The organism is Ochrobactrum sp. 19YEA23, from assembly GCF_029909865.1.
GTDB lineage: Bacteria > Pseudomonadota > Alphaproteobacteria > Rhizobiales > Rhizobiaceae > Brucella > Brucella gambitense.
On the sequence record NZ_JASAMQ010000001.1, the window covers coordinates 555,432 to 579,236 of the forward strand.

The window sequence follows — 23,805 nt, forward strand, 5'->3', positions numbered from 1 at the left end:
ACTCCCCAAAAACTCGATCAAGGAAATTAATATATGCGTCCATCCAAGCGTGCTGCCGACGAAATGCGCGCCGTCTCTTTCGAGCGCGGCATCTCCAAACATGCGGAAGGCTCCTGCCTGGTCAAATTTGGCGACACGCATGTTCTGTGCACGGCAAGCCTTGAGGAAAAGGTGCCGGGCTGGATGCGCAACACCGGCAAGGGCTGGGTCACGGCGGAATACGGCATGCTGCCGCGTTCGACCGGCGACCGCATGCGCCGCGAAGCCGCCACTGGCAAGCAGGGCGGACGCACCCAGGAAATCCAGCGTCTGATCGGACGATCCTTGCGTGCTGTCGTGGACATGCAGGCGCTGGGCGAAGTACAGATCACGGTGGATTGCGATGTCATTCAGGCCGATGGCGGCACGCGCACCGCAGCCATCACCGGCGGCTGGGTGGCCTTGCATGAATGCCTGCGCTGGATGGAAGCGCGCCAGATGGTGCGGGTCGAGAAGGTGCTGAAGGACCATGTCGCCGCCATTTCCTGCGGCATCTATGAAGGCGCTCCTGTTCTCGATCTGGATTATGCGGAAGATTCCGTCGCCCAGACCGACAGCAATTTCGTCATGACCGGCGCTGGCGGCATTGTTGAAATTCAGGGCACTGCCGAAGGCGCGCCTTTCTCGGAAGAAGAGTTCCTGAATCTGATGAAGCTGGCGCGCAGCGGTGTCGATCGTCTTGTGTCGCTGCAGAAAATGGCCGTCGCTTAAGAGCCTCACTCAAAAAAGCGTATTTGCAGCCGCACAGGACGACTTTTGGAACAGGCTCTGCTAGGACAGTGTCTGCTCCATCTGAATGAGGAGACCTGATCCATGCGCGCTGCACGTATTCTTGAAACGGCACTCTATGTCCGCGACGTCGCAGAGGCGGTAGAATTCTATCGCCATACGATGGGGCTGGAACCGGTGGGCCAGCTCAGCGAGCGCAATGCTTTCTTCCGCTGTGGTGAGGGCATTTTGCTGCTCTTCAAGGCGGAAGAAACCTTGAAGCCGCCTTTGCCGTGCCATCTGCCGGTGCCACCACATGGCACGACGGGGCCGGGTCATGTATGTTTTGCCGCAAGCCGCGCCGAGATCGAGGGCTGGCGGAAACATCTGGAAAAGCATGGCGTCGCCATTGAGGCCGATTTCGATTGGCCCAATGGCGCACATTCGATTTATTTCCGCGATCCATCCGGCAATTCGCTGGAGATTGCCGAACCCAAACTATGGAATTGAAAATGAGAACGCTGGAAAAAGGCAAGCTGATTGTCGCCTCGCATAATGCAGGCAAGCTGAAGGAATTCGACGGGCTGATCGGTCCGTTCGGCTTCGATGTCAGCTCTGTTGCAGCACTTGGCCTGCCGGAGCCGGACGAGACCGGCACCACGTTTGAGGAAAACGCCTATATCAAGGCGCTTGCTGCGGCTGAAGCCACCGGCCTGCCCGCATTGTCTGACGATTCCGGCCTGATGGTCGATGCACTGGACGGCGAGCCGGGCGTCTACACGGCCAACTGGGCCGAGACCGAAGACGGCACGCGCGATTTCGACATGGCGATGCGCAAGGTCGAAGATCTTTTGCAGGAAAAGGGTGCCACGACCGCAGACAAGCGCGGCGCGCGTTTCGTCTCTGTCATCTGCCTTGCCTGGCCGGACGGCGAAGCGGATTATTTCCGTGGCGAAGTGGAAGGCGTGCTGATCTGGCCGCCGCGCGGCACGACCGGCTTCGGCTATGATCCGGTGTTTCTGCCGGATGGTCACGAAAAGACCTTTGGCGAAATGACCGCCGACGAGAAGCATGGCTGGAAGCCGGGCGACGCCGAGGCTCTGTCGCACCGCGCCCGCGCCTTCAAGCTTTTCGCCGAAAAGGCGCTCAACGTGGAGCCGGCTTCCGCGAAATGAACAAGCTGTTTCCCCCTTTGCAGGCGATCGATACAGCCAGTGCGTTTCCTATCGCGCGGGTGAACGGGGAAAATGCGTTCGGCGTTTATGTGCATTGGCCGTTCTGTCTGGCCAAATGCCCTTATTGCGACTTCAACAGCCATGTCCGTCACAAGCCGGTGGATCAGGCGCGGTTTTCCGAAGCGTTCCGGCGCGAGATGGAAACGCTACGCGAGCGCACTGGCCCGCGCACGGTCACCAGCATTTTTCTGGGCGGCGGCACGCCATCGCTGATGCAGCCCGAAACGGTGGGCGCACTTCTCGATAATATTGCGTTGCATTGGTCTGTCGCACCCGACATCGAAGTGACGCTGGAAGCCAACCCGACCAGCGTGGAGGCCGATCGTTTTCGCGGCTATCGCGCGGCAGGCGTCAATCGCGTGTCGCTCGGCATTCAGGCGCTCAACGATCCCGACTTGCGCCGTCTCGGGCGCATGCATTCGGTTGAGGAAGCGAAGGCGGCTATTCGCCTGGCGCGCGAGATTTTCCCGCGCCTGTCTTTCGATCTGATCTATGCTCGCCCGAACCAGAGCATGGAGGCTTGGCGCGAAGAGTTGAAGGAGGCCATCGGACTGGCCGCCGATCACCTCTCGCTTTATCAGCTGACCATCGAGGAAGGCACGCAGTTTTATAATCTCTGGAAGGCTGGAAAGCTGACCACACCGGAACCGGATCACGCCGCGGCACTTTATGAAGAAACGCAAAGGGTAACGGCAGAGCATGGTCTCCCGGCCTATGAGATTTCCAATCATGCGGTGCCGGGGCGTGAGTCACAGCACAATCTCGTCTATTGGCGTTATGGGCAATATGTCGGCATCGGCCCCGGCGCGCATGGGCGTTTCGTGGAAAACGACGTTCGCACGGTGACGATTACCGAAAAGCATCCGGAAACCTGGCTCGACAAGGTTGAACGACGCGGCCACGGCATTATCGAGGAAGAATATCTCGATGGCGGGCAGGAGGGCGATGAGTTCCTGATGATGGGGCTTCGCCTGCGCGAAGGCATCGATCTGGATCGCTACAAGCGGCTGTCGGGGCATGACATTGACCAGAAGCGTCTGGCGAAACTGATCACCCAGGGCATGATCGAGCCGATGGGCGGCAGCATCATTCGCGCGACGCCGGACGGTGCGCTGGTGCTGGATGCGCTGGTCGCGGATCTCGCGGCATGAGGGATAAGCAATGACTGAAGATATGGGCGCCCAGAATATTGACGAGGGACGGCGCGATTATGTGGTGGGTGGCACAGCCATGCGCGCCCGTCCGCTGGAGCCAGCACTTTATATCGTGTCGACGCCGATCGGTAATCTTGGCGACATGACGCTGCGCGGCATCGAAACACTCGCCGCAGCCGATGTTCTTGCCTGCGAGGATACACGTGTGACCCGCGTTCTCCTCGACCGTTACGGCATTTCCCGCCGTCCGATCAGCTATCATGAGCACAATGCCGCCGAAGCCGGCGAGAAGCTGATTGCCGCGCTGTCAGCGGGCAAAAGCGTTGCGCTGGTGTCCGATGCGGGCACGCCGCTTGTCTCCGACCCGGGCTTTCGTCTGGTTGGCGAAGCACGCGAGGCGGGTATTCGCGTCGTCCCCATTCCGGGTGCTTCCGCGGTTCTGGCCGCACTTGCCGCTTCTGGCCTGCCGACCGACGCCTTCATGTTCTGCGGCTTCCTGCCATCCAAGCACGGGCAAAAGCAGACGAAGCTCGAAAGCCTCAAGGGCATCGATGCGACGCTGGTGTTCTATGAATCGCCAAACCGGACAGCGGCGACGCTGGCCGAAATGGCCCAAGTGTTTGGGCCGGATCGTCTGGGCGCGCTTTGTCGCGAACTGACCAAGGCCTATGAGACCATTCGCACCGCGCCACTGGGTGAACTTGCAGCAGAGTTTGACGGTGAAGACCGCATTCGCGGTGAAGTGGTTCTGCTGGTCGGTCCGCCGACGGGCAACACCATTCCGCAAAGCGAGGAAGATATCGACAAGCTGCTTCTGTCGCTTGCAGACGAACTGCCGCCATCCAAGGCTGCAGGCGAGGCCGCGCGCATGACCGGCGGGCAGAAATCGGTTCTCTATCAGCGCCTCATGCAACTGAAATCGGATCAGCGATGACAGACCTCCGCGAGAAAAAGCGCATTGCTTTCTTTCGCGGACACAGCGCCGAACGCTTTGCGTCTGTACTACTTCTTTTGAAAGGTTTTCGCATTGTCGCGCGGCGCTATCGAACCCGGCTCGGCGAAATCGATCTGATCGCCCGGCGGGGCAATCTTGTGCTCATTGTCGAGGTCAAGGCGCGCAGCAGCCTGGAAGCCGCGCATCTCGCGGTCACACCGCAGGCCATGCGCCGTATCGAAGCCGCAGCCGATCTCTGGCTGCAACGCCAGCCCGATCATGCCCGTCTGTCGTTGCGTTTCGATCTGATTGCCGTGCTGCCGCGCCGCCTGCCGAAACACGTTTCGGCCTTTTTCACGAGCGATGCTTATCTATAAGCCTATGTAAACCCTATAAAAATTGTGGGATATATTTCTGGCCTTATGGGAAATTAAAATCCCGCAATCGACCGTTTTGAGAAAAAGTGATGCTCGCCGTGATTTTCACGCGCAAGCCCGTTTCTTATAAATCTCCCGCTCTCCATGGATAATGGCGCCATCTTTTTACCAGACGCATTTCCGTAACTGAAACCGGTATCGGCTTTCGCTGGAAATGCTCCCAAGGATCGCGCCGTGTCTCTACCGCAAAAGCGTTTACTGGCTGATTTTCCTGCCTTCTTCCGGGTGTCGGAAGAGGTGGTTGTCGTCGTTGGCGGCGGCGAGGAAGCTTTGAACAAGGCGCGCCTCGTGGCGCAGACATCCGCACGTCTTCGCATCATTGCCGAAGAAACGGAACACCATCTGGCCGATTTCATCGCGAGCCATGGTGCAGAGCATATTGCTGCACCCTTTGCACCGGAACATGTCGAGGGCGCAAAGCTGGTTTTCGTGGCGACTGGCGATGAAGCGCAGGATCGCGCCATTGCTGCCGTGGTCAAGGCCGAGAAGGTTCCGGTCAATGTCGTTGACCGTCCAGCACTTTGCGATTTCCTGACGCCTGCCATCGTCAACCGTGCGCCGCTGACGATTGCGATTGGTTCGGAAGGAAGCGCTCCGGTTCTGGCGCAGATGGTTCGTGCGCGTATCGATGCTGCCTTTTCGCCGCGCCTTGGCGAGCTTGCGCATTTCGCCGAAAGCTGGCGGCCGCTGGTCGAGCGAGTACTGCCCAAGGGTCTGGCGCGCCGCAGTTTCTGGCGCGGGTTCTTTTCGGGCCGCGTTGCCAGCGCCATTGAAAATGGCGACCGCGTGGAAGCCTACAAGGCTGCGAGCGATATGATCGAGCAGCGTGACAATGCAGCCGGCTATGTCTGGCTGGTTGGCGCCGGTCCGGGTGCTGAAGATCTGCTGACCCTGCGCGCCCATCGCGCTTTGATGGAAGCCGATGTCATCGTGCATGATGCGCTGGTGCCCGAAGGCGTCATTGCCATGGGCCGTCGTGACGCCGAGCGCCTTGCCGTTGGCAAGCGCAAGGGCTGCCATTCCAAAAGCCAGGAAGAGATCAACCGCCTGCTGGTAACGCTCGGGCGCGAAGGCAAGCGCGTTGTGCGGCTGAAATCCGGCGATCCGCTGGTATTCGGACGCGCAGGCGAAGAAATGGCGGCGCTGCGTGCTGCCGGTATCGGTTTCGAAATCGTACCCGGCATTACGTCAGCCTTTGCCGCCGCTGCCGATATGGAATTGCCGCTGACATTGCGTGGTGTTGCTTCGTCGCTGGTGTTCACCACCGGTCATGACATGACGGGCGATGTGCTGCCGGGCTGGGCGAAGCTCGCCGTCTCGGGTGCAACCATTGCCGTCTATATGGGCTCCACGGTCGCGGCGTCGGTTGCTGCGCGGCTGATTGGTGCGGGCCTGCACGAAGATACCGCCGTGGCGGTGGTGGAAAATGCGAGCCGACAGGACAAGCGCCTGTTCCACGGCACGCTGAAGGATTTGCCGGATCTGGAAAACCGCAAGGAACTTTCCGGCCCGGTCATGGTGATCATTGGCGATGCCGTCGCCGGTGCCGCAATCGACAAAGCCGAAGCGCTGGCCCTCAAGCCGGTTTCCGTCGCAGCCTAAACCCGCAGGATGCGCGGTTAACATAAGTTTGGAGTTTGGAAATGGTCGTAAAAGTTCTCACTGCAAACCGGCTGATCGACGGGCAGGCTGTGTGGCTCGGTGCCGACGGTTCGTGGCAGGAGACCATCGATGGCGCGCTGATCGCCCGCCATGCGGAAGCCGTGACGGCGCTTGAAGAGGCGGGCAAGGTTGCAGCGAAAGCCAATCTGGTCGTCGATGTGAATGTGATCGATGTCGAGGAGCGCGAGGAGGGGCTTTACCCGATCCGCCTGCGCGAGCGCATCCGCCTGTCCGGCCCGACCATCGTGACCTTTGGTGATCTGCCTCTCGACAAGCCTGCTTTGAAGCGCGCCTCGTAATATCTGTTGACGCATTTCCGGACGCAAAACCGGTTTCCACTTTTGCAGGAAATGCTCTGAACTGGATTTAGACTATGTACCGTTATGATGAATTCGACCGTGATTTTGTTGCGGCCCGCGTTGCCCAGTTCAAGGATCAGGTCGAGCGCCGCCTGACTGGCGAGCTGACCGAAGACCAGTTCAAGCCGCTGCGTCTGATGAACGGCCTTTATCTGCAATTGCACGCCTATATGCTGCGCGTGGCCATCCCCTATGGCACGCTGTCGAGCCGCCAGCTGCGCCGCCTTGGATCGATTGCACGCGACTATGATCGTGGCTTCGGCCATTTCACCACGCGCCAGAACATCCAGTATAACTGGCCTGCCCTGAAGGATGTGCCGCGCATTCTGGAAGAACTGGCGGAAGTCGAGATGCACGCCATCCAGACATCCGGCAATTGCATTCGCAACGTGACTGCCGACCATTTCGCAGGCGCTGCCGCCGACGAAGTGGCCGATCCACGTCCGTTTGCAGAAATTCTGCGCCAGTGGTCGTCGCTGCATCCGGAATTTTCCTATCTGCCGCGCAAATTCAAGATCGCCATTGTGGGTTCAGAGCACGACCGCGCCGCCATTCAGGTGCATGATATCGGCTTGCAGCTGAAGAAGAACGAGGCAGGCGATCTGGGGCTGGCCGTCTATATTGGCGGCGGTCAGGGTCGCACGCCGATGGTGGCGAAGAAAATCCGCGACTTCCTGCCCCTCGAGGACATGCTGACCTATGTGACGGCCATCGTGCGCGTCTATAATCTGCATGGCCGTCGCGACAACAAATATAAGGCGCGTATCAAGATCCTCGTCCATGAAACGGGCGTCGAAGAACTGACCCGCGAGATTGATGCCGAATGGGAAGATATTCGTTACGGCGAGCTGAAGCTGCCGCAGCGCGATATCGATGCCATCGAAAGCTATTTCCGCATGCCGAACCTGCCGCAGAGGCCGGAAGGCTGGGAAGTGTTGGCGGTCACCCAGAAGGCCGATGCGGAATTTGCAAGCTGGGTGGCGCGCAATGTCACGCCGCACAAAAACCCGGATTATGCGGTTGTCACCATTTCACTGAAGCCCATTGGCGGTATTCCAGGCGATGCAAGTGCCGAGCAGATGGAACTGGTGGCGGATATTGCCGAAACCTATTCCTTTGATGAAATCCGCGTCAGCCACGAGCAGAATCTGGTTCTGCCGCATGTGGCCAAGGCCGATCTCGCAGCTGTCTACGATCTGCTGCAATCGGATGGTCTGGTGACGGCGAATGCCGGTCTCATCACCGACATCATCGCCTGCCCGGGTCTCGATTATTGCGCCCTTGCCAATGCGCGCTCCATTCCGGTGGCACAGCGCATTTCCGAGCGTTTCGGTGATCAGCAGCGCCAGCTTGAAATCGGCGATCTCAAGATCAAGATTTCCGGCTGCATCAATGCCTGCGGCCATCACCATGTTGGCCATATCGGCATTCTGGGCGTTGAGAAGAAGGGTGAGGAACTCTATCAGATCACGCTTGGCGGTTCGGCGGACGAGCATTCGGCCATTGGTGAAATCACCGGTCGCGGCTTCTCGTCGGAAGAAGTGGTGGATGCCATCGAAACGGTGGTGGATACCTATCTCGCCTTGCGTGAAAGCCCGGAGGAAACCTTCCTCGCCGCCTATCGCCGCGTCGGCATGGAGCCGTTCAAACGCGCGCTTTATGGAGAAATAAGCCGTGCAGCTTGATGCTGAAGAAAGTGCCAGCGCCGAAGCCCGCCTTCTGGAGGCCAGCCACGGTGCGTCTACCCCGCAGGAAGTGATCGCGCTCGTCACGCGTGAACTTTATGAGGGGCAGATCGCGGTCGTGTCTTCCTTCGGGGCGGAATCGGCAGTGCTCCTGCACATGATCTCGGAAATCGACCCTGCAACCCCGGTTCTGTTTCTCGATACGGGAAAGCATTTTCGGGCGACGCTCGATTATCGTCACGATCTGGTGGATCGGCTGGGTCTGACCGATGTGCAGGATATCCTGCCGCTGGAGGACAGCATCAAGGCGGATGATCCGTTCGGCGCGCTGTCGATGACCGACAAGGACCGCTGCTGCTTCATCCGCAAGGTTGAGCCGATGGCGCGCGCCGTCGCGCCCTATCGGGCCTGGATGACGGGCCGCAAGCAGTTTCAGGCATCGACACGCGAAAGCCTGCCCGTGTTTGAGTCGGTCGGCCCGCGCATTCGTATCAATCCGCTGGCGCGTTTGCAGGCAACCGATCTCAAGGCCTATGCCGAAAAGCATGATCTGCCGCCGCATCCCCTGACTGCGCAGGGCTACCGTTCCATCGGTTGCATGCCTTGCACGCGGCCCGTGAACGACGGCGAAGACCAGCGTGCCGGACGCTGGGCGGGATCGGAAAAGACAGAATGCGGCATCCACCTGTCGGGTCTGTCCGACAGCTTGAAGAATTTGGGAGCAGGTGACCGGAAATGAGCGATATCAACGAAACCAAACTCTGGTCTGCCGAGGGCTTTCGCGAAGACGATTATGTCTTTGCCGACGATCTGGAAGCTGCTGGCGACGCCCCGGCGATCATCATTCCGCTGGCCGTCTGGCTCGGACTGGATGAAGAGCGCCGCCGCGCCTCCAATCACCGGATCGGCGTTTCGGTTGCGCCGGGCGAAGCAATTGAACCGCTGCTGGATGATCTGGGCAGCCTGCCGCTGATCGCCTTGCAGTTCCCGGCTTTCAATGACGGTCGCTCCTATTCCAAGGCCGAGATTTTGCGCCGCGAAGGTTTTACCGGCGAGTTGCGCGCTGTTGGCGATGTGCTGATCGATCAGGCCGCCTTGATGCTGCGCACCGGTTTCGACAGCCTTCAGGTAACCAACAAGGTTGCGCAAGGTCGTCTCGGCGAAAACCGTCTGGTTGATACACCCGGCTACTACCAGCCGGGGCGTGGTTCCGTGCCGGAAGAAGGCGGGTTTGCCTGGCGTCGCGTGAAAGCGGGCTGAATTTCGCCCCTGAGCGTCTGCAAATGGCACTTTTTTGCGCATAATCTTATCCAAAAAGTCTGCAACTTTTTGGGATTATGCGTCTCCGCTTCCGGTGCTCACGTATCTTTCTTTGACGCATAGTCTTATCCGAAAAGTCTGCAACTTTTCGGGACTATGCTGGAGTACACTCCGCTCCGGTTCTCGAAAGCCACCATTTTCACCAGCTCAGGAACGAAATTAGGCGCGTGGCGACCCGCAACTATTTGCCATTCTTTTGGCTGTCTTGATGCGCTAGATACGCCTTGTCACTTACAGGGAGTTGAGGCGTGATCCGGCACATTGTTTTTTTCAGCGTTAAGGAAGGTCAGGATATCGAGACAGTCAGGAAAGGGCTGGAGCAGCTTGCCACCATCCCGTATTCCGAAGTCTTCGAAGTTCTGCCGAATTCCAGGGTCGATCCGATGTGCGACCGCATCGATCTCGTGGTCTATGCCGAGTTCAAGGATGAAGAAGCGCTTTTCGCTTTCAAGAAACATCCGACCTACGATGCGACGACGCAGCTGGTGCGCCCGATGCGCGAATTGCGCTTCTCGGCTGATGTGGTCAGCGGTAAAGAGTAGTTACCACTCCGCCTGCGGCCGTTCCTGAAGCGGCAGGCCGCCGAACAGATCGGGCTCGCTGGAGATTTTGGCGCGCTCAATATTGAGAAGCTTCAGTTTCGTGGCAGTTCCGCCAGCTGCCGAGAATCCGCCGACCTTGCCGTTGGAACCGAGAACCCGGTGACAGGGCACAATGATCGGAAACGGGTTTTTACCAAGCGCATAGCCGACCGCCTGCGACAGGCTGACATCGCCTAGCCGTCTCGCAATCGCGCCATAGGTGGTGGTTTCACCGGCTTTCAGTTCGAGAATAATCTCGTAAACCTGCCGGTTAAGCTCGGGGAGCGAATCGAGCGCCAGCGGCGTTTCCGAGAAATCCGGTGATCCGCCGTCGAGAAGCACACGCACTTTTTCGATCGCTTGCGCCACAAAGGCTGGCACTTCGGCCTGCGCTTCAGGGAACTGTTCGCCCACCCGCTCACCAAGACGGTAGCGGGTTTCTTTCTCGTCTGTATCGGCGATTTCAACACCAATGACTTTCGCACCGCGCCAGGCAATGCCGCACGCCCCAATAGGTGTTTCAAAAATGGTGATTCCAGACGGTTCCATGGGTTCAATATAGCATGGATTTTACGACTGAACGGCGATCTCAAACGATAAGTTGTAACATTTGCAGCGAATGGCGCTGCGAAATGGTTGAAGAACGCCACGAATAATGATTGTGTGAGCGAGAAGGTCAGGATGGCGGTGTGAGAGATTCCATGCCCTTAAATGGCCAAACAGGTCGATATAAGTTTCCGTCGCAGTTTTCGCGAGATCGGAACCGAGGAATTTAAATGGACGATTATGAGCGTTACGCCACGGGGTTAATGATCGTTTTCGGCGCGCTGATCATCGGCGGGTTGATGGCGGCAAACCTTTATCATGGCGACAAGCCGGGTTTTCTCTTCGCGCTCGGTGCGGCAGTCGTGGGCTGGTTTTCAGCTTTCGCCGTTCTTTTCGACAAGCCGCGCGTTTATGGCGTGATGATTGCCGTTGCAATCGGGCTGGTCGCGGCTTCCATCGGTGCCTATGTTACCTGAGCAGCCATAAATATTTCGTGACAGTTTAGAGAAAAGCCCCGCATTGCGGGGCTTTCTTCGTTGGTTGCGGCCTCACAGATAAGGCGAATAGCACTGGCGGCGCGGCCCGTAATTGGGCTGGAAGGTGTTGTCATAGGCGCGGTATGACCGATAACGGTTGTAGCACCAGCGGACATGCGGGTTGCCGCCGCGATAGACTGGCGCCGGACGATGACGATAAACCGGTCCCGGGCCCCAGTAACGACGGTCATGCCGATAATAGGGCCGGTAGCGCGGCCGGTCATAGCGCCAATAGCGCCGGTCGCCACGATAATCGTAATATTGCACGGTCTGCACATTGGGGGTTGAGGACTGTGCCGACGCGGTGGTCGGTGCCGCCATCAGGGAGGGTTGCGCTGCATTGGCCGTCCCGGCGGCGGCTGACAGACCCATGCCAAGCGACAGACACGCGGCAAACAGGGAATAACCAAACCTTTTCATAGGTCGCTCCTAATAAAAGCAAATCATCCGTGCGGAAATTTTGCTTGTCCATTGTGGCGGAGCGGTGGCTTTCAGCGGTCACGATTTCTTTCTGTCCGGCAACAGATCGGTGAGGTGAATCCGAGAGGTCACATCGTTGAGCGGCCTCTTTCTTGGGTGCACATATCATGCCCTGAAAGCCGATCAATAATTGACATAAAGATATGTTTATGTCATTAAGCGTCCTTCTGCGATTATGCATATCAGAATACAGGCGGTACTCTTATGGCGTCTTCTCTCGACGATCTCTTCGGTGCAACGGCTGCAAAGCCGGATGGTTCGGAGGTGCTGGCCGCGCTGACGAAGGCAGCGCGCGAGCGTATTTTGATCCTCGATGGCGCGATGGGAACGCAGATCCAGGGCCTTGGCTTCCATGAAGAGCATTTTCGCGGCGAGCGTTTCGGCGCTTGCGATTGCCAGCTTCAGGGCAATAATGACCTTCTGACGCTGACCCAGCCAAAGGCTATCGAGGAAATCCACTACGCTTACGCCATTGCAGGCGCGGATATTCTCGAAACCAACACATTCTCGTCCACGACGATCGCCCAGGCCGACTACGGCATGGAAGAGCAGGTCTATGAGCTGAACCGCGACGGTGCGCGTCTTGCCCGTCGTGCCGCCTTGCGCGCCGAACAGAAAGACGGTCGTCGCCGCTTCGTTGCCGGTGCGCTTGGACCGACAAACCGTACCGCCTCGCTGTCGCCGGATGTCAATAATCCAGGCTTCCGCGCGGTCACCTTTGACGATCTGCGCATCGCCTATGCCGAGCAGATTCGTGGGCTGATCGATGGTGGTTCCGACATCATCCTGATTGAAACCATCTTCGACACGCTGAATGCGAAGGCCGCCGTTTTCGCTTCGGAGCAAGTGTTCGAAGAGAAGGGCATTTTCCTGCCGGTGATGATTTCCGGCACGATCACCGATCTTTCCGGCCGCACTCTGTCGGGCCAGACGCCAACGGCTTTCTGGCATTCGCTGCGTCACGCCAAGCCGTTCACGATTGGTCTCAACTGCGCGCTGGGCGCCAATGCCATGCGCGCTCATTTGGATGAATTGTCGAATATCGCCGACACATTCATCTGCGCCTATCCGAATGCCGGTCTGCCGAACGAATTTGGCCAGTATGACGAAACGCCGGAAGCGATGGCCGCCCAGATCGAAGGCTTTGCCCGCGACGGCATGGTCAATGTGGTTGGCGGCTGCTGCGGCTCGACGCCGGAACATATCCGCGCCATTGCCGAGGCCGTTGCAAAACACCCGCCGCGCAAGCCTGCCAAGGTCGAGCCGCTGATGCGTCTTTCCGGCCTTGAGCCTTTCACGCTGACCGAGGACATTCCCTTCGTCAATGTCGGCGAGCGCACCAACGTGACCGGTTCCGCCCGTTTCCGCAAGCTGATCAAGGCCGGTGATTTTGCCGCTGCCCTTGATGTGGCGCGTGATCAGGTGGCCAATGGCGCCCAGATCATCGACATTAATATGGATGAAGGCCTGATCGATTCCGAAAAGGCGATGGTTGAATTCCTCAATCTGATCGCTGCCGAGCCGGATATCGCCCGCGTGCCGATCATGATCGACAGCTCCAAATGGGAAGTCATCGAGGCTGGCCTGAAATGCGTTCAGGGCAAACCGGTGGTCAACTCCATCTCGATGAAGGAAGGCGAGGAAGCCTTCATTCATCATGCCAAGCTCGTTCGCGCCTATGGTGCGGCGGTCGTGGTCATGGCGTTTGACGAGACCGGACAGGCCGATACCGAAGCACGCAAGATCGAAATCTGTACCCGCGCCTATAAGATTCTGACCGAGCAGGTCGGTTTCCCGCCGGAAGACATTATCTTCGATCCGAATATTTTTGCGGTAGCGACGGGTATCGACGAGCACAATAATTACGGTGTCGACTTCATCGAAGCGACCCGGCAGATCATGACGACCTTGCCGCATGTCCATGTCTCGGGCGGCGTGTCGAACCTGTCATTCTCGTTCCGTGGCAATGAGCCGGTGCGCGAGGCGATGCACGCCGTGTTTCTCTATCACGCCATTCAGGCGGGCATGGATATGGGCATCGTCAATGCTGGTCAGCTGGCGGTTTATGATGCCATCGATCCGGAACTGCGCGAGGCCTGCGAAGATGTGGTGCTGAACCGCCGTTCGGATGCGACCGAACGTCTGCTGGAAATTGCCGAACGTTTCCGCGATTCCGGTTCGAAGGAAGCCAAGGCACAGGATCTCGCCTGGCGCGAATGGCCGGTGGAAAAGCGCCTTGCCCATGCGCTGGTCAACGGCATCACCGAATTTATCGAAGCCGATACGGAAGAGGCGCGCCAATCTGCCGAGCGGGCGCTTCACGTTATCGAAGGTCCGCTGATGGCTGGCATGAACGTGGTTGGCGATCTGTTCGGCGCGGGCAAGATGTTCCTGCCGCAGGTGGTCAAGTCTGCCCGCGTGATGAAGCAGGCGGTGGCCGTTCTCTTGCCTTACATGGAAGAGGAAAAGCGCCTCAATGGCGGCGAAGAACGCCAGAGCGCCGGCAAGGTGCTGATGGCGACCGTGAAGGGCGACGTGCACGATATCGGCAAGAATATCGTTGGTGTCGTGCTGGCCTGCAACAATTATGAAATCATCGATCTCGGCGTCATGGTGCCTTCGCAGAAGATTCTGCAAGTCGCCCGTGACGAAAAGGTTGATGTCATTGGTCTGTCCGGCCTCATCACGCCATCGCTTGACGAAATGGCGCATGTGGCGGCGGAGATGGAGCGCGAAGGTTTCGACATTCCGCTTTTGATCGGCGGGGCGACGACGAGCCGTGTCCATACGGCGGTGAAAATTCACCCGCGTTACGAGCGCGGTCAGGCGGTTTATGTCATCGATGCCAGCCGCGCGGTTGGCGTCGTGTCCAGCCTGCTGTCGCCGGAAGCCAAGGGCGATTATGTCAGTGGCGTTCGTGATGAATATGCGAAGGTCGCCGCAGCGCATGCCCGCAGCGAAGCGGAAAAACAGCGCCTGCCGATAGCGCGTGCCCGCGCCAATGCGCACAAGCTCGACTGGGACAGCTTTGCTCCCGTAAAGCCAACCTTCACCGGCACGAAGACTTTCGACGATTACGATCTGGCCGAAATCGCGCGCTATATCGACTGGACGCCGTTCTTCCAGACCTGGGAGATGAAAGGGCGTTATCCTGCGATTCTTGAGGATGAAAAGCAGGGCGAGGCCGCGCGCCAGCTCTGGTCCGATGCGCAGGCCATGCTCAAGAAGATCATCGACGAAAAATGGTTTACACCGAAAGCCGTGGTCGGCTTCTGGCCAGCCAATGCGGTGGGCGACGATATCCGGCTGTTCACCGACGAAAGCCGGAAAGAGGAGCTTGCGACCTTCTTCACCTTGCGCCAGCAGCTCAGCAAACGCGATGGCCGTCCGAATGTCGCCATGTCCGACTTTGTGGCGCCGGTCGAAAGTGGAAAGCAGGATTATGTCGGCGGCTTCGTTGTTACGGCAGGCATTGGCGAAGTTGCCATTGCCGAGCGTTTCGAGCGCGCCAATGATGATTACTCCGCCATTCTGGTGAAGGCGCTGGCCGACCGTTTTGCCGAAGCCTTTGCAGAACTGATGCATGAGCGTGTGCGCCGCGAATTCTGGGCCTATGCAACGGATGAAACCTATACGCCGGAAGAGCTGATCGGCGAGCCTTATCAGGGTATTCGTCCGGCCCCGGGTTATCCGTCCCAGCCGGACCACACCGAAAAGACCACGCTGTTCCGTCTGCTTGATGCCACGGCTGAGACCGGTGTGGAACTGACCGAAAGCTACGCCATGTGGCCGGGCTCGTCGGTTTCGGGCCTCTATATCGGCCATCCGGAAAGCTATTATTTCGGTGTGGCCAAGGTGGAGCGCGATCAGGTTGAGGATTATGCGAGCCGCAAGGGCATGAGCGTTCGCGACGTCGAGCGCTGGCTTGCACCGATCCTCAATTACATTCCGGGTGATGTTGCCGACGAAGCCGCATAGTCGAAAAAACTGTTACAACCAACAGAAGAAGGGCCTTGCGATGCGAGGCCCTTTTTATTTTTGGCGCTTTCTCATCGACCGCCGCCAGAACTGTTTAAAAACGGCTGTTTTTCGCAAGGTTCCAGCTTTTTTGAAAACAATCGTTCTGGAGAGAGTTACAGGAAAATGCTATTTAAGGTTGTGCGTTCGGAATTTTGTGAGCGTAAAAGCTGTATTGTGCGTAAGTTATTGAAAACATTATTAGGATGGCAGCAATGAAATGGGAATTGTTATGCGATGCCATGCAGTCTGCGGATAATGCGGACAAGCTGTTTGAATATGTAAAAAAATATGCCCGCGAAATCGGCTTTGACCATGTTTCATATGTCATGTCGGTTCCGTCCTTGAATGGGGCGGTCAAATGGGTGCGTCACGAGGACATGCCGAAAGGCTGGACTGAACTTTATACCGCCAAGAAATATGTCGAGGTCGACCCGCTGGTCCGGCTTGGTCTGCATAGTATCGACCCGCTGGTCTGGTCGCCGAAGCTTTTTGCCGACACGCCGCAATTATGGGCCGATCTGCAAAGCTATGGACTGAAGGTGGGCATTTCGCAGCCGTGCTGGGCTGCTCAGGGCGTGTTTGGAATGCTGACATTCCTGCGCAGTGGCCAGCCGCTGACCGCAGCCGAGGTCACAGCGCTGCGGCGTCAGTTGCAGATGGTGACCAATCTTCTGCATCTGTCGATGTTCACACTGGTCAATGTGCCGCGTATGAATTGTGCCAGTGAAGTTTGCCTGACGGCGCGTGAGCGTGAAATCCTGCGTTGGACGAGTGAAGGAAAGACTGCCGAGATTATCGGGGCGATCCTCAATATTTCTACGCGTACCGTGAATTTTCATATCAGCAACGTGCTGACCAAGCTTGTTGCCGTGAACAAGGTTCAGGCTGTTGCGAAGGCACGCACCTTCGGCCTGCTCTGATCCACTCTAAGCCCCACGGCGGTTTGGCCCGTTGGGTGCTTTCAAGATCTTCCTCTGAAAATGAGCGCCTATCCGTCCCGCGCATCGGGTGATGCTCGTGTGGCGCGCAGCTTTTTGAGCAAGAATTTACCCGGCTTTTGCTCTCCAAAAGCGCTAAATATCACAATTTTAGTAGGATTTTCCGTCATTTAAGCGAAATTTCGCTTTTTGCCGGCTGCGCAAGTTTGTTCCCGCCTTGTGGCCAAGACTGCAAGTTTTTCGCGCAGGTTCATCGGAATACGCGAAAGCGTTCTTTCACTTTTGGGCTTCTTTTCACGACAATGCGGCCAACTTAGTCAGGGTACCGATTTCGCTCCGTCAGAACCGTAATCCTGCTTTCTCGTCTCTATCCGGTTTCCGGGAGTAAATGTCGTGCATCATGCATCCCTGACCAAGAACCTGACGCATCTGCAGCGTCTCGAAGCAGAAGCGATCCATATTTTTCGCGAAGTTGCAGCAACCTTTTCCAATCCGGTCATGCTCTATTCGGTGGGCAAGGATTCGTCCGTCATGATGCATCTGGCGATGAAGGCGTTTTATCCAGCGCCACCGCCATTTCCCTTTCTGCATGTCGATACGACCTGGAAGTTCCGCGAAATGATCGAGTTTCGCGATGCACAGGCGCGCGAAAAGGGCTTCGAACTCTTGGTCCATATCAATGAAGATGGCGTGCGCGATGGCGTCGGCCCTTTCAGCCATGGTTCGAATGTCCATACCCATGTGATGAAGACGCTGGGTCTGCGGCAAGCGCTCGACAAGTACAAGTTCGATGCGGCCTTTGGCGGCGCGCGTCGCGATGAGGAAAAGTCTCGCGCCAAGGAGCGCATTTTCTCATTCCGCAATGCGCAGCACGGCTGGGACCCGAAGAACCAGCGTCCCGAAATGTGGAAAGTCTACAATACGCGCGTTGCAGCCGGTGAATCGATCCGTGTCTTTCCGCTGTCGAACTGGACCGAGCTCGATATCTGGCAGTATATCTTGCAGGAAAATATTCCCATCGTGCCGCTCTATTTTGCAGCCCGCCGTCCTGTGGTGGAGCGCGACGGCATGCTGATCATGGTCGATGACGACCGCATGAAGCTGCGGGATGGTGAAAAGGTGGAAGATCGGCTTGTGCGTTTCCGCACGCTCGGCTGCTACCCCCTGACCGGGGCAATTGAATCCAGCGCCTCAAGCCTTTCGGATATTGTCGAGGAAATGCTGATCGCCCGCACATCGGAACGTCAGGGCCGTGCCATCGACCGCGATGAAGCGGGTTCCATGGAAAAGAAGAAGCGCGAGGGCTATTTCTGATGAATGCCGCGATAAAGCCTTTTGGCAAGCCTTCCGTAACCAGCGCAGCCGTGACCGCGTTTCTGGCCGATCAGGAGCGCAAGACGCTGCTGCGTTTTCTCACCTGCGGTTCTGTCGATGACGGCAAGTCGACGCTGATCGGGCGTCTGCTCTATGACACCAAGCTGATCTTCGAAGATCAGCTTGCCGCGCTCAAGAATGACAGCCGCAAGTTCGGCACGACGGATGATGATTTCGACTTTGCGCTGCTGGTTGACGGTCTGGAGGCCGAGCGCGAGCAGGGCATCACCATCGATGTCGCCTATCGGTTCTTTTCGACACCGCGCCGCAAGTTCATCGTCGCTGATACGCCGGGTCATGCGCAATATACGCGCAATATGGCGACGGGCGCATCGACCGCCGATCTGGCCGTGGTGCTGATCGATGCGCGGCAGGGTGTGCTGACGCAGACGCGCCGCCATTCCTTCATCGCCTCGCTGCTTGGCATTCGCCATATTGTGCTGGCGGTCAACAAGATCGACCTTGTCGATTTCTCGCAAGAAGCCTTTGATCGCATCGTTGCCGACTATATGAGCTTCGCCAAGGACCTTGGCTTTGCCAGCATCCAGCCGATCCCGCTTTCGGCGCGTTTCGGCGACAATGTCACCAGCCTGTCGCCGCGCATCGGCTGGTATCAGGGACCGCATCTGCTCGAGCATCTGGAAACCGTGCGCATCGATACGGAAGCCGCAGCCAAACCGTTCCGTTTCCCGGTGCAATATGTGAACCGGCCCAATCTGGATTTCCGCGGCTTTTCCGGCACGGTGGCCTCCGGTTCGATTGCGGCGGGCGACACGGTTGTCGTGGCCAAATCCGGCAAGCAGTCGCGCGTGAAGCGCATTGCCACCTATGACGGTGATCTGCCTCGCGCCTCGGAAGGCCAGGCTGTCACGCTGGTGCTCGAAGACGAGATTGAGGTTTCGCGCGGGAATATGCTGGTTGGCGCAGAAGCGCGGCCCGACGTGGCGGATCGCTTCGCTGCCAATATCGTCTGGTTCGGCGAAGACGCCTTGCAGCCGGGACGCTCCTATTTGCTACGCACCGAGACCGACCAGACGCCGGTGACGGTGAGCCAGATCAAATATCGGACGGATGTGAACACATTCGCGCGCGAGGACGCGGCGCGTCTCGATCTCAACGAGGTCGGCTTCTGCTATCTCCAGACGGCGGACCCGATTGTGCTCGACCCTTATGCCGACAACCGCGTTACCGGCGCTTTTGTGCTGATCGACCGTGTGTCCAATGCGACGGTCGGCGCAGGCATGATCGACAGCGCACTTCGTCAGGCGACCAATGTGCATTTGCAGGCTTTCGACCTCGACAGCAAGGCACGGGCTGCGCAGAAATTCCAGAAACCGGCGGTGTTGTGGTTCACCGGCCTTTCCGGTTCAGGCAAGTCCACCATCGCTAACCGGCTGGAACAGCGCCTTCATGCGCTGGGCAAGCACACCTATCTGCTGGATGGCGACAATGTCCGCCATGGCCTCAACAGCGATCTCGGCTTCTCCGATGCGGACCGGGCGGAAAATATCCGTCGCGTCGGCGAAGTGGCCCGCCTGATGGCGGATGCCGGGCTGATCACACTGGTTTCGTTCATTTCTCCGTTCCGCTCCGAGCGCGACACGGTGCGTGCGCGAGTGCCGGAGGGAGAGTTCATCGAAATCTTCGTCGACACGCCGATTGAGGAATGCATTGCGCGCGACCCGAAAGGCCTCTATGCGCAGGCGCTACGGGGTGAAATCAAGTCCTTTACGGGCATCGATTCGCCTTATGAAGCGCCGGTGTCGCCGGAACTGCGCCTCGATACAACGGGGCGCAATGTTGACGAACTGGTCGCGGAAGTAGAAAAGTATCTGGCCGAACGTGGTGTTATCGGCAGTTATGGTAGCGATTCCTGGTCGATCTGAGCGATGAACATTCCAGCCTCTCCCAAAGCAGAACCCAACGGCGCAGCCTTGCTCGCCGTTTTTGAAGAGGCCGTGCTCGAGGCTGGCCGGGTCATCATGAAGCACTATGTCGATGGCTGCGCCGTCGAGCGCAAAAAGGATGAATCGCCTGTCACCGAGGCAGACCGTGCCGCCGAGGCGATTATCCTTGCGGCATTGTCGTCGGTAGCACCCGATATCCCGGTCGTGGCCGAGGAAGAGGTGTCCGCTGGTCGTCTTCCGACCCATCTCGGACGGCGCTTTCTGCTCGTCGATCCTCTGGATGGCACGCGGGAATTTCTGCTGCGCAATGGCGATTTCACGGTCAATATCGGCCTGATCGAAGATGGTGTGCCGGTCGCGGGCATTGTCTACGCTCCGGCGCGCAATCTGCTGTTCACGGGTGCGGGCAACCATGCCGAGGAAGCGGAAACCACTGCGGACCACAAGATTGTCCGCCGCCGCACAATCCGTGCGCGCGCGGTTGCCGAGCAACGCATTGCCGTGTGCAGCCGTTCGCATAATACGCCTGAAACCGAGCGCTTCCTGCAGGCAAACCAGATTTCCGGCCATGTCTCGGTCGGCTCGTCCTTGAAGTTCTGCCTGATCGCGCGCGGCGAAGCAGATATCTATCCGCGTTTTGCGCCGACGATGGAATGGGACACAGCGGCTGGTGATGCGGTGCTGCGTGCCGCAGGCGGCATGACCGCCACCATCGACGGCAAGCCGTTTGTTTACGGACAGCGCGCCGGGCAGGGCGTGAAGGGCTTCGCCAATCCGCATTTCGTCGCCTACGGCGCAGGCTTTACGCCCGTGTTTCCAGCCGAAGTGCTCTGATCCTGTGATATTTATGAGCAGTCGCGATTGTGACCGCAAAAAAACTGCGTCATGCTCTTGCGGCATCAAAAATGCAGCGTTATAAGCCGCCACAACGGTCGCGCCGTATGGTTGCGACCGACTGGTTCGGAGTGTAGCGCAGCCTGGTAGCGCACCTCGTTCGGGACGAGGGGGTCGGAGGTTCGAATCCTCTCACTCCGACCATTCAGACGCTGGAAGCTGTTCCCGATTTTCCAGAAACCATCCCTTCACGAATATGTGTCTAACGTTTTCGGTCGAAAACCGACATGCGCATGAACTCCCCGTCATATTCGGCGAGCGCAACAAGGCGTTCGCGATCCAGAATCTCGACGCGGTTGGATCGGAAGAGAACAAGCCCTTCCTCGCGCAAATCCCGCAACATGCGATTGAGATGAATTGGCGTCAGTCCCAGCGCATCCGCCAGCTGATACTGCGTCAGCGGACAATAATAGGAATCGGGATCATCAATGCAGCAGGCCTTGACCCGGTCTGACAGCTCCAGCAGCAGATGCGCTGTGCGCACAAAGGCGGTGCGGCGACCAACATTGGTCAGATGTTCGATCAGCATGGCGCGTTGTCGTGACAGAAGCTCGATGAAGATCATCGCCAGACGCGGCACACGGCGGATCGCGTTTTCGAGTGAAGCCAGTGGAATTTCAATGACTTTCATCGGCGTGATGGCTGAAATCGTATTATAACTGTAGCCATCGGCGGTGCGAAGCCCGATGAAATCGCAACGGATTGGAAAGTCGATGATCTGTCTTTGGCCACCGGATAGGTCGCGATAGACGCAGCCCCAGCCGGACACGACCATATGCACGTTTTTGACGCGCTCGCCCTGTTCTATAATGATGGCATCGGTGGCAAAATTGCTCTCGGTAACGACAAGGGAAGCCAAAGCACCAATTGCGTGCGCATCAAGGTCGGCCAGAATCGGAGAAGATTCCAGTAAGTCGATCAGCGCCCCCACCGAAGGCGCCGCAATGCCTCTGCCACTATGCATAACACTTCCGTACTAAACGAAAGATATAGTTTTATATCTTCCTACTGTTTAAGTCGCTCTTACGGACAACATAAATTTTCCAACTTGCTAACATAAATTAATGACACGAATGCTTTGAGGTAGCAATATTAGCACATGGAATGGCGGGAATTCGTCAATATAAGTCATAAGCATCATTTAAATACCGATCTTGCGGCGGGGCAGGGTCGGCGGATCACTGCGTAGAAGTTAGTAAACCTTCGTGCCGGGGAGACGCGCCGATGTTGGACGCCAGAGTTGCCAGCCTTTGGGCTGTGCCAAAAGATAGAGACAATGGAGCGGTTGATGTCGGCATTCTGCCGAACAGCGACCGCCATCTGCTACTCGTATGCAAAAGCAATCTGGAGCGGGAGTGCCTTTTCAACGGTCTCCTGATGAACGGGTTGAAAATGCCGGTGACGTGCTATGCCTTTGCTGAACAGGCGAAGGCGTTCAACGGCAGCGCTGTCATTTTGCTGCATATCGGCGCCAAGCGGCTCGCCGATCCGTTCTTTTCCGAAGAAATCCGCTCCCTCGTGGAAATGTGGTCGCCATCGCCGATCGTGCTTCTCGCGGAACGCGAGGAATGGGCGCAGGTGGTGCGGGCCATGGAAATCGGCGCAAGAGGCTATATCCCCACCTCGGTCGATGTCCGGGTCTGCGTCGAGGCGATCCATCTGGCGAGCGCTGGCGGCATGTATATTCCCGCTTCCATGGCAATCAAGTCGCCGCCGCCGGATATCGATGAGGATGTGCTGGGCGAATTGCTGACTGCGCGTGAAATCGAGGTGGTGCACGCGATTCGCATTGGGCGTTCCAACAAGGTGATCGCTTTCGAACTCGGCATGAGCGAAGGCACCGTGAAGGCGCATGTTCATAACATCATGCGCAAGATCGGCGCTGCCAATCGTACCGAAGTGGCCTGCAAGCTGCACAATATGTACAACAGCACTTTGGGCGACGATTGAGCGGCTTTGCGCAGCGAGAATGCATGAAAACAAAAACCGCTCTAATGGCTGTGAAAACAGCGCAGACGGGCATAGACGGTTGCTTTCTCTCCGAAAACAGAGACATTACAGGCTCGCAATTCTAACAAACTCAGCGCGGGCAAAAAATGCAGCTTACCCCTCGTCACAATGCAATTCTGGACCTTGCCCGCCGTCAGGGGCAGGTTCTGGTGGACGATCTGGCCGCGGCTTTTGATGTCACGCCGCAAACCGTGCGCAAGGATCTCAACGATCTGTGCCGCGCGCGCCTGCTGCGCCGCATTCACGGCGGGGCGCTTTATCCATCCGGCGTTGAGAATATGGAATATGAGGCGCGCCGCCGGATTGCCGCCAACGAGAAGGAATCGATTGGCAGGGCCGCAGCCGAAATTATCCCGGATGGCGCATCCCTGTTTATCAATATTGGCACCACGACCGAAGCCGTCAGCCATGCCCTGATCGACCATAGCGAACTGATGGTCATCACCAACAACATCAATGTCGCCAATACGCTGCGCGTTCACACTTCCATCGAAGTGGTCATCGCCGGCGGTGTGGTCCGCTCATCCGACGGCGGTATTGTGGGTGAGGCCGCGGTTGATTTCATCCGCCAGTTCAAGGTCGACTATGCCATCATCGGCGCTTCGGCGATGGACGAGGACGGTGCACTGCTCGATTTCGATTTCCGTGAAGTGAAAGTCGCGCAGGCGATCATCGCCAATGCGCGCCATGTCATCCTCGTTTCCGATTCCACCAAACTGGAGCGTGCCGCACCGGTACGCATCGGCCATATTTCGCAGATCAACACGTTCATCACCGACCGTTGCTCGTCGCAGCAGCTGCGCGATCTGTGTGCGGAACATGAGGTGGAGCTGATCGAAACCCTTAATGATAGCGGGGCGACGGCCAAAGCGGGGTAGTTTCGTTTATTTTCGCTTTGCTTTCGTATTAAATAGTTTTATATTCGCTTTGGTGTTCTGAGGCGCGTCCGGTGACGCGTTTTAAAATGAATGTTCGAGCGTCTGTCT

Annotated in this window: 23 protein-coding genes and 1 tRNA gene; 21 read left to right on the forward strand and 3 right to left on the reverse strand. The window is 57.8% G+C overall.

Annotated elements, in window-relative coordinates:
• Positions 1-33: 33 nt before the first annotated feature.
• The 12 genes from rph (at position 34) to QBD01_RS02545 (ending at position 10,075) form a co-directional block, all read left to right on the forward strand.
• A complete protein-coding gene (gene rph, locus QBD01_RS02490) occupies positions 34-750 on the forward strand; it encodes a ribonuclease PH (protein ID WP_078339626.1) in 717 nt (238 codons plus the stop codon).
• Positions 751-852: 102 nt separating this feature from the next.
• Entirely contained in the window at positions 853-1,257 is a 405-nt protein-coding gene (locus QBD01_RS02495; RefSeq protein WP_280991466.1) for a VOC family protein, read from the forward strand.
• Positions 1,258-1,259: 2 nt separating this feature from the next.
• Positions 1,260-1,922 carry an RdgB/HAM1 family non-canonical purine NTP pyrophosphatase gene (gene rdgB, locus QBD01_RS02500; RefSeq protein ID WP_280991467.1) on the forward strand — a complete coding sequence of 221 codons (663 nt, stop codon included), beginning with the start codon at positions 1,260-1,262 and terminating at the stop codon, positions 1,920-1,922.
• Positions 1,919-3,133 (forward strand): radical SAM family heme chaperone HemW, encoded by a 1,215-nt coding sequence (hemW, locus tag QBD01_RS02505; protein WP_280991468.1) that lies wholly within the window; start codon positions 1,919-1,921, stop codon positions 3,131-3,133. The genes rdgB and hemW overlap by 4 nt, the downstream gene beginning before the upstream one ends.
• Before the next feature lie 10 nt (positions 3,134-3,143).
• Positions 3,144-4,070, forward strand: coding sequence for a 16S rRNA (cytidine(1402)-2'-O)-methyltransferase (rsmI, locus tag QBD01_RS02510; protein ID WP_280991469.1), 927 nt, complete (start codon positions 3,144-3,146; stop codon positions 4,068-4,070).
• Positions 4,067-4,447 (forward strand): YraN family protein, encoded by a 381-nt coding sequence (locus QBD01_RS02515; protein ID WP_280991470.1) that lies wholly within the window; start codon positions 4,067-4,069, stop codon positions 4,445-4,447. The genes rsmI and QBD01_RS02515 overlap by 4 nt, the downstream gene beginning before the upstream one ends.
• 234 nt (positions 4,448-4,681) lie before the next feature.
• Positions 4,682-6,109 (forward strand): siroheme synthase CysG, encoded by a 1,428-nt coding sequence (gene cysG / locus QBD01_RS02520; protein ID WP_280991471.1) that lies wholly within the window; start codon positions 4,682-4,684, stop codon positions 6,107-6,109.
• Positions 6,110-6,150: 41 nt separating this feature from the next.
• Positions 6,151-6,468 (forward strand): DUF2849 domain-containing protein, encoded by a 318-nt coding sequence (locus QBD01_RS02525; protein ID WP_151654317.1) that lies wholly within the window; start codon positions 6,151-6,153, stop codon positions 6,466-6,468.
• Positions 6,469-6,542: 74 nt separating this feature from the next.
• The gene (locus QBD01_RS02530; protein ID WP_280991472.1) at positions 6,543-8,213 is read left to right on the forward strand and encodes a nitrite/sulfite reductase; all 1,671 of its coding nucleotides are present in this window, start codon (positions 6,543-6,545) and stop codon (positions 8,211-8,213) included.
• Positions 8,203-8,952, forward strand: coding sequence for a phosphoadenylyl-sulfate reductase (locus QBD01_RS02535; protein ID WP_280991473.1), 750 nt, complete (start codon positions 8,203-8,205; stop codon positions 8,950-8,952). The genes QBD01_RS02530 and QBD01_RS02535 overlap by 11 nt, the downstream gene beginning before the upstream one ends.
• A complete protein-coding gene (locus QBD01_RS02540; protein ID WP_280991474.1) occupies positions 8,949-9,473 on the forward strand; it encodes a DUF934 domain-containing protein in 525 nt (174 codons plus the stop codon). The genes QBD01_RS02535 and QBD01_RS02540 overlap by 4 nt, the downstream gene beginning before the upstream one ends.
• Before the next feature lie 308 nt (positions 9,474-9,781).
• Complete coding sequence (locus tag QBD01_RS02545) at positions 9,782-10,075, forward strand: Dabb family protein (protein WP_280991475.1); 294 nt, start codon at positions 9,782-9,784, stop codon at positions 10,073-10,075.
• Here the strand turns inward: QBD01_RS02545 and QBD01_RS02550 are convergent, their stop codons facing one another.
• Positions 10,076-10,663: a methylated-DNA--[protein]-cysteine S-methyltransferase gene (locus QBD01_RS02550; RefSeq protein WP_280991476.1), complete on the reverse strand. Its 588-nt coding sequence runs from the start codon at positions 10,661-10,663 to the stop codon at positions 10,076-10,078.
• 227 nt (positions 10,664-10,890) lie between these two features.
• Between QBD01_RS02550 and QBD01_RS02555 the strand changes: the two genes are divergently transcribed.
• Positions 10,891-11,136 (forward strand): hypothetical protein, encoded by a 246-nt coding sequence (locus QBD01_RS02555; RefSeq protein WP_006465911.1) that lies wholly within the window; start codon positions 10,891-10,893, stop codon positions 11,134-11,136.
• A gap of 72 nt (positions 11,137-11,208) precedes the next feature.
• Here QBD01_RS02555 and QBD01_RS02560 read toward each other — a convergent pair whose 3' ends face one another.
• Positions 11,209-11,616 (reverse strand): BA14K family protein, encoded by a 408-nt coding sequence (locus QBD01_RS02560; protein ID WP_280991477.1) that lies wholly within the window; start codon positions 11,614-11,616, stop codon positions 11,209-11,211.
• Positions 11,617-11,880: 264 nt separating this feature from the next.
• Here QBD01_RS02560 and metH point away from each other — a divergent pair, with 264 nt between their 5' ends.
• The 6 genes from metH to QBD01_RS02590 all read left to right on the forward strand — a co-directional run bounded on the left by metH (position 11,881) and on the right by QBD01_RS02590 (position 20,953).
• Positions 11,881-15,654 (forward strand): methionine synthase, encoded by a 3,774-nt coding sequence (metH, locus tag QBD01_RS02565; protein WP_280991478.1) that lies wholly within the window; start codon positions 11,881-11,883, stop codon positions 15,652-15,654.
• A gap of 254 nt (positions 15,655-15,908) precedes the next feature.
• A complete protein-coding gene (locus QBD01_RS02570) occupies positions 15,909-16,616 on the forward strand; it encodes a LuxR family transcriptional regulator (RefSeq protein WP_280991479.1) in 708 nt (235 codons plus the stop codon).
• A 411-nt stretch (positions 16,617-17,027) separates the two neighbouring features.
• Positions 17,028-17,948: a sulfate adenylyltransferase subunit CysD gene (gene cysD, locus QBD01_RS02575; RefSeq protein WP_280991480.1), complete on the forward strand. Its 921-nt coding sequence runs from the start codon at positions 17,028-17,030 to the stop codon at positions 17,946-17,948.
• Entirely contained in the window at positions 17,948-19,894 is a 1,947-nt protein-coding gene (gene cysN, locus QBD01_RS02580; RefSeq protein ID WP_280991481.1) for a sulfate adenylyltransferase subunit CysN, read from the forward strand. The genes cysD and cysN overlap by 1 nt, the downstream gene beginning before the upstream one ends.
• A gap of 3 nt (positions 19,895-19,897) precedes the next feature.
• Positions 19,898-20,749 carry a 3'(2'),5'-bisphosphate nucleotidase CysQ gene (gene cysQ, locus QBD01_RS02585; RefSeq protein WP_280991482.1) on the forward strand — a complete coding sequence of 284 codons (852 nt, stop codon included), beginning with the start codon at positions 19,898-19,900 and terminating at the stop codon, positions 20,747-20,749.
• A gap of 127 nt (positions 20,750-20,876) precedes the next feature.
• Positions 20,877-20,953 (forward strand) — tRNA-Pro (locus QBD01_RS02590).
• A 58-nt stretch (positions 20,954-21,011) separates the two neighbouring features.
• On the opposite strand, the gene QBD01_RS02595 is transcribed toward QBD01_RS02590, so the two are convergent.
• Positions 21,012-21,773 carry a Crp/Fnr family transcriptional regulator gene (locus tag QBD01_RS02595; RefSeq protein ID WP_280991483.1) on the reverse strand — a complete coding sequence of 254 codons (762 nt, stop codon included), beginning with the start codon at positions 21,771-21,773 and terminating at the stop codon, positions 21,012-21,014.
• A gap of 260 nt (positions 21,774-22,033) precedes the next feature.
• Here QBD01_RS02595 and QBD01_RS02600 point away from each other — a divergent pair, with 260 nt between their 5' ends.
• A complete protein-coding gene (locus QBD01_RS02600) occupies positions 22,034-22,759 on the forward strand; it encodes a response regulator transcription factor (protein WP_280991484.1) in 726 nt (241 codons plus the stop codon).
• A 146-nt stretch (positions 22,760-22,905) separates the two neighbouring features.
• Positions 22,906-23,697, forward strand: coding sequence for a DeoR/GlpR family DNA-binding transcription regulator (locus QBD01_RS02605; protein WP_280991485.1), 792 nt, complete (start codon positions 22,906-22,908; stop codon positions 23,695-23,697).
• Positions 23,698-23,805 lie beyond the last annotated feature (108 nt).

Excerpts from the sequence above, each read along its gene's own strand:
- cysQ (WP_280991482.1), top strand. The coding sequence starts at position 19,898 with ATGAACATTCCAGCCTCTCCCAAAGCAGAACCCAACGGCGCAGCCTTG.
- QBD01_RS02595 (WP_280991483.1), bottom strand. The coding sequence starts at position 21,773 with ATGCATAGTGGCAGAGGCATTGCGGCGCCTTCGGTGGGGGCGCTGATC.
- metH (WP_280991478.1), top strand. The coding sequence starts at position 11,881 with ATGGCGTCTTCTCTCGACGATCTCTTCGGTGCAACGGCTGCAAAGCCG.
- QBD01_RS02530 (WP_280991472.1), top strand. The coding sequence starts at position 6,543 with ATGTACCGTTATGATGAATTCGACCGTGATTTTGTTGCGGCCCGCGTT.
- QBD01_RS02560 (WP_280991477.1), bottom strand. The coding sequence starts at position 11,616 with ATGAAAAGGTTTGGTTATTCCCTGTTTGCCGCGTGTCTGTCGCTTGGC.
- rsmI (WP_280991469.1), top strand. The coding sequence starts at position 3,144 with ATGACTGAAGATATGGGCGCCCAGAATATTGACGAGGGACGGCGCGAT.
- QBD01_RS02515 (WP_280991470.1), top strand. The coding sequence starts at position 4,067 with ATGACAGACCTCCGCGAGAAAAAGCGCATTGCTTTCTTTCGCGGACAC.
- rph (WP_078339626.1), top strand. The coding sequence starts at position 34 with ATGCGTCCATCCAAGCGTGCTGCCGACGAAATGCGCGCCGTCTCTTTC.
- QBD01_RS02570 (WP_280991479.1), top strand. The coding sequence starts at position 15,909 with ATGAAATGGGAATTGTTATGCGATGCCATGCAGTCTGCGGATAATGCG.
- QBD01_RS02600 (WP_280991484.1), top strand. The coding sequence starts at position 22,034 with ATGTTGGACGCCAGAGTTGCCAGCCTTTGGGCTGTGCCAAAAGATAGA.
- QBD01_RS02555 (WP_006465911.1), top strand. The coding sequence starts at position 10,891 with ATGGACGATTATGAGCGTTACGCCACGGGGTTAATGATCGTTTTCGGC.
- cysN (WP_280991481.1), top strand. The coding sequence starts at position 17,948 with ATGAATGCCGCGATAAAGCCTTTTGGCAAGCCTTCCGTAACCAGCGCA.
- QBD01_RS02550 (WP_280991476.1), bottom strand. The coding sequence starts at position 10,663 with ATGGAACCGTCTGGAATCACCATTTTTGAAACACCTATTGGGGCGTGC.
- QBD01_RS02525 (WP_151654317.1), top strand. The coding sequence starts at position 6,151 with ATGGTCGTAAAAGTTCTCACTGCAAACCGGCTGATCGACGGGCAGGCT.
- QBD01_RS02540 (WP_280991474.1), top strand. The coding sequence starts at position 8,949 with ATGAGCGATATCAACGAAACCAAACTCTGGTCTGCCGAGGGCTTTCGC.
- QBD01_RS02605 (WP_280991485.1), top strand. The coding sequence starts at position 22,906 with ATGCAGCTTACCCCTCGTCACAATGCAATTCTGGACCTTGCCCGCCGT.
- rdgB (WP_280991467.1), top strand. The coding sequence starts at position 1,260 with ATGAGAACGCTGGAAAAAGGCAAGCTGATTGTCGCCTCGCATAATGCA.
- QBD01_RS02495 (WP_280991466.1), top strand. The coding sequence starts at position 853 with ATGCGCGCTGCACGTATTCTTGAAACGGCACTCTATGTCCGCGACGTC.
- hemW (WP_280991468.1), top strand. The coding sequence starts at position 1,919 with ATGAACAAGCTGTTTCCCCCTTTGCAGGCGATCGATACAGCCAGTGCG.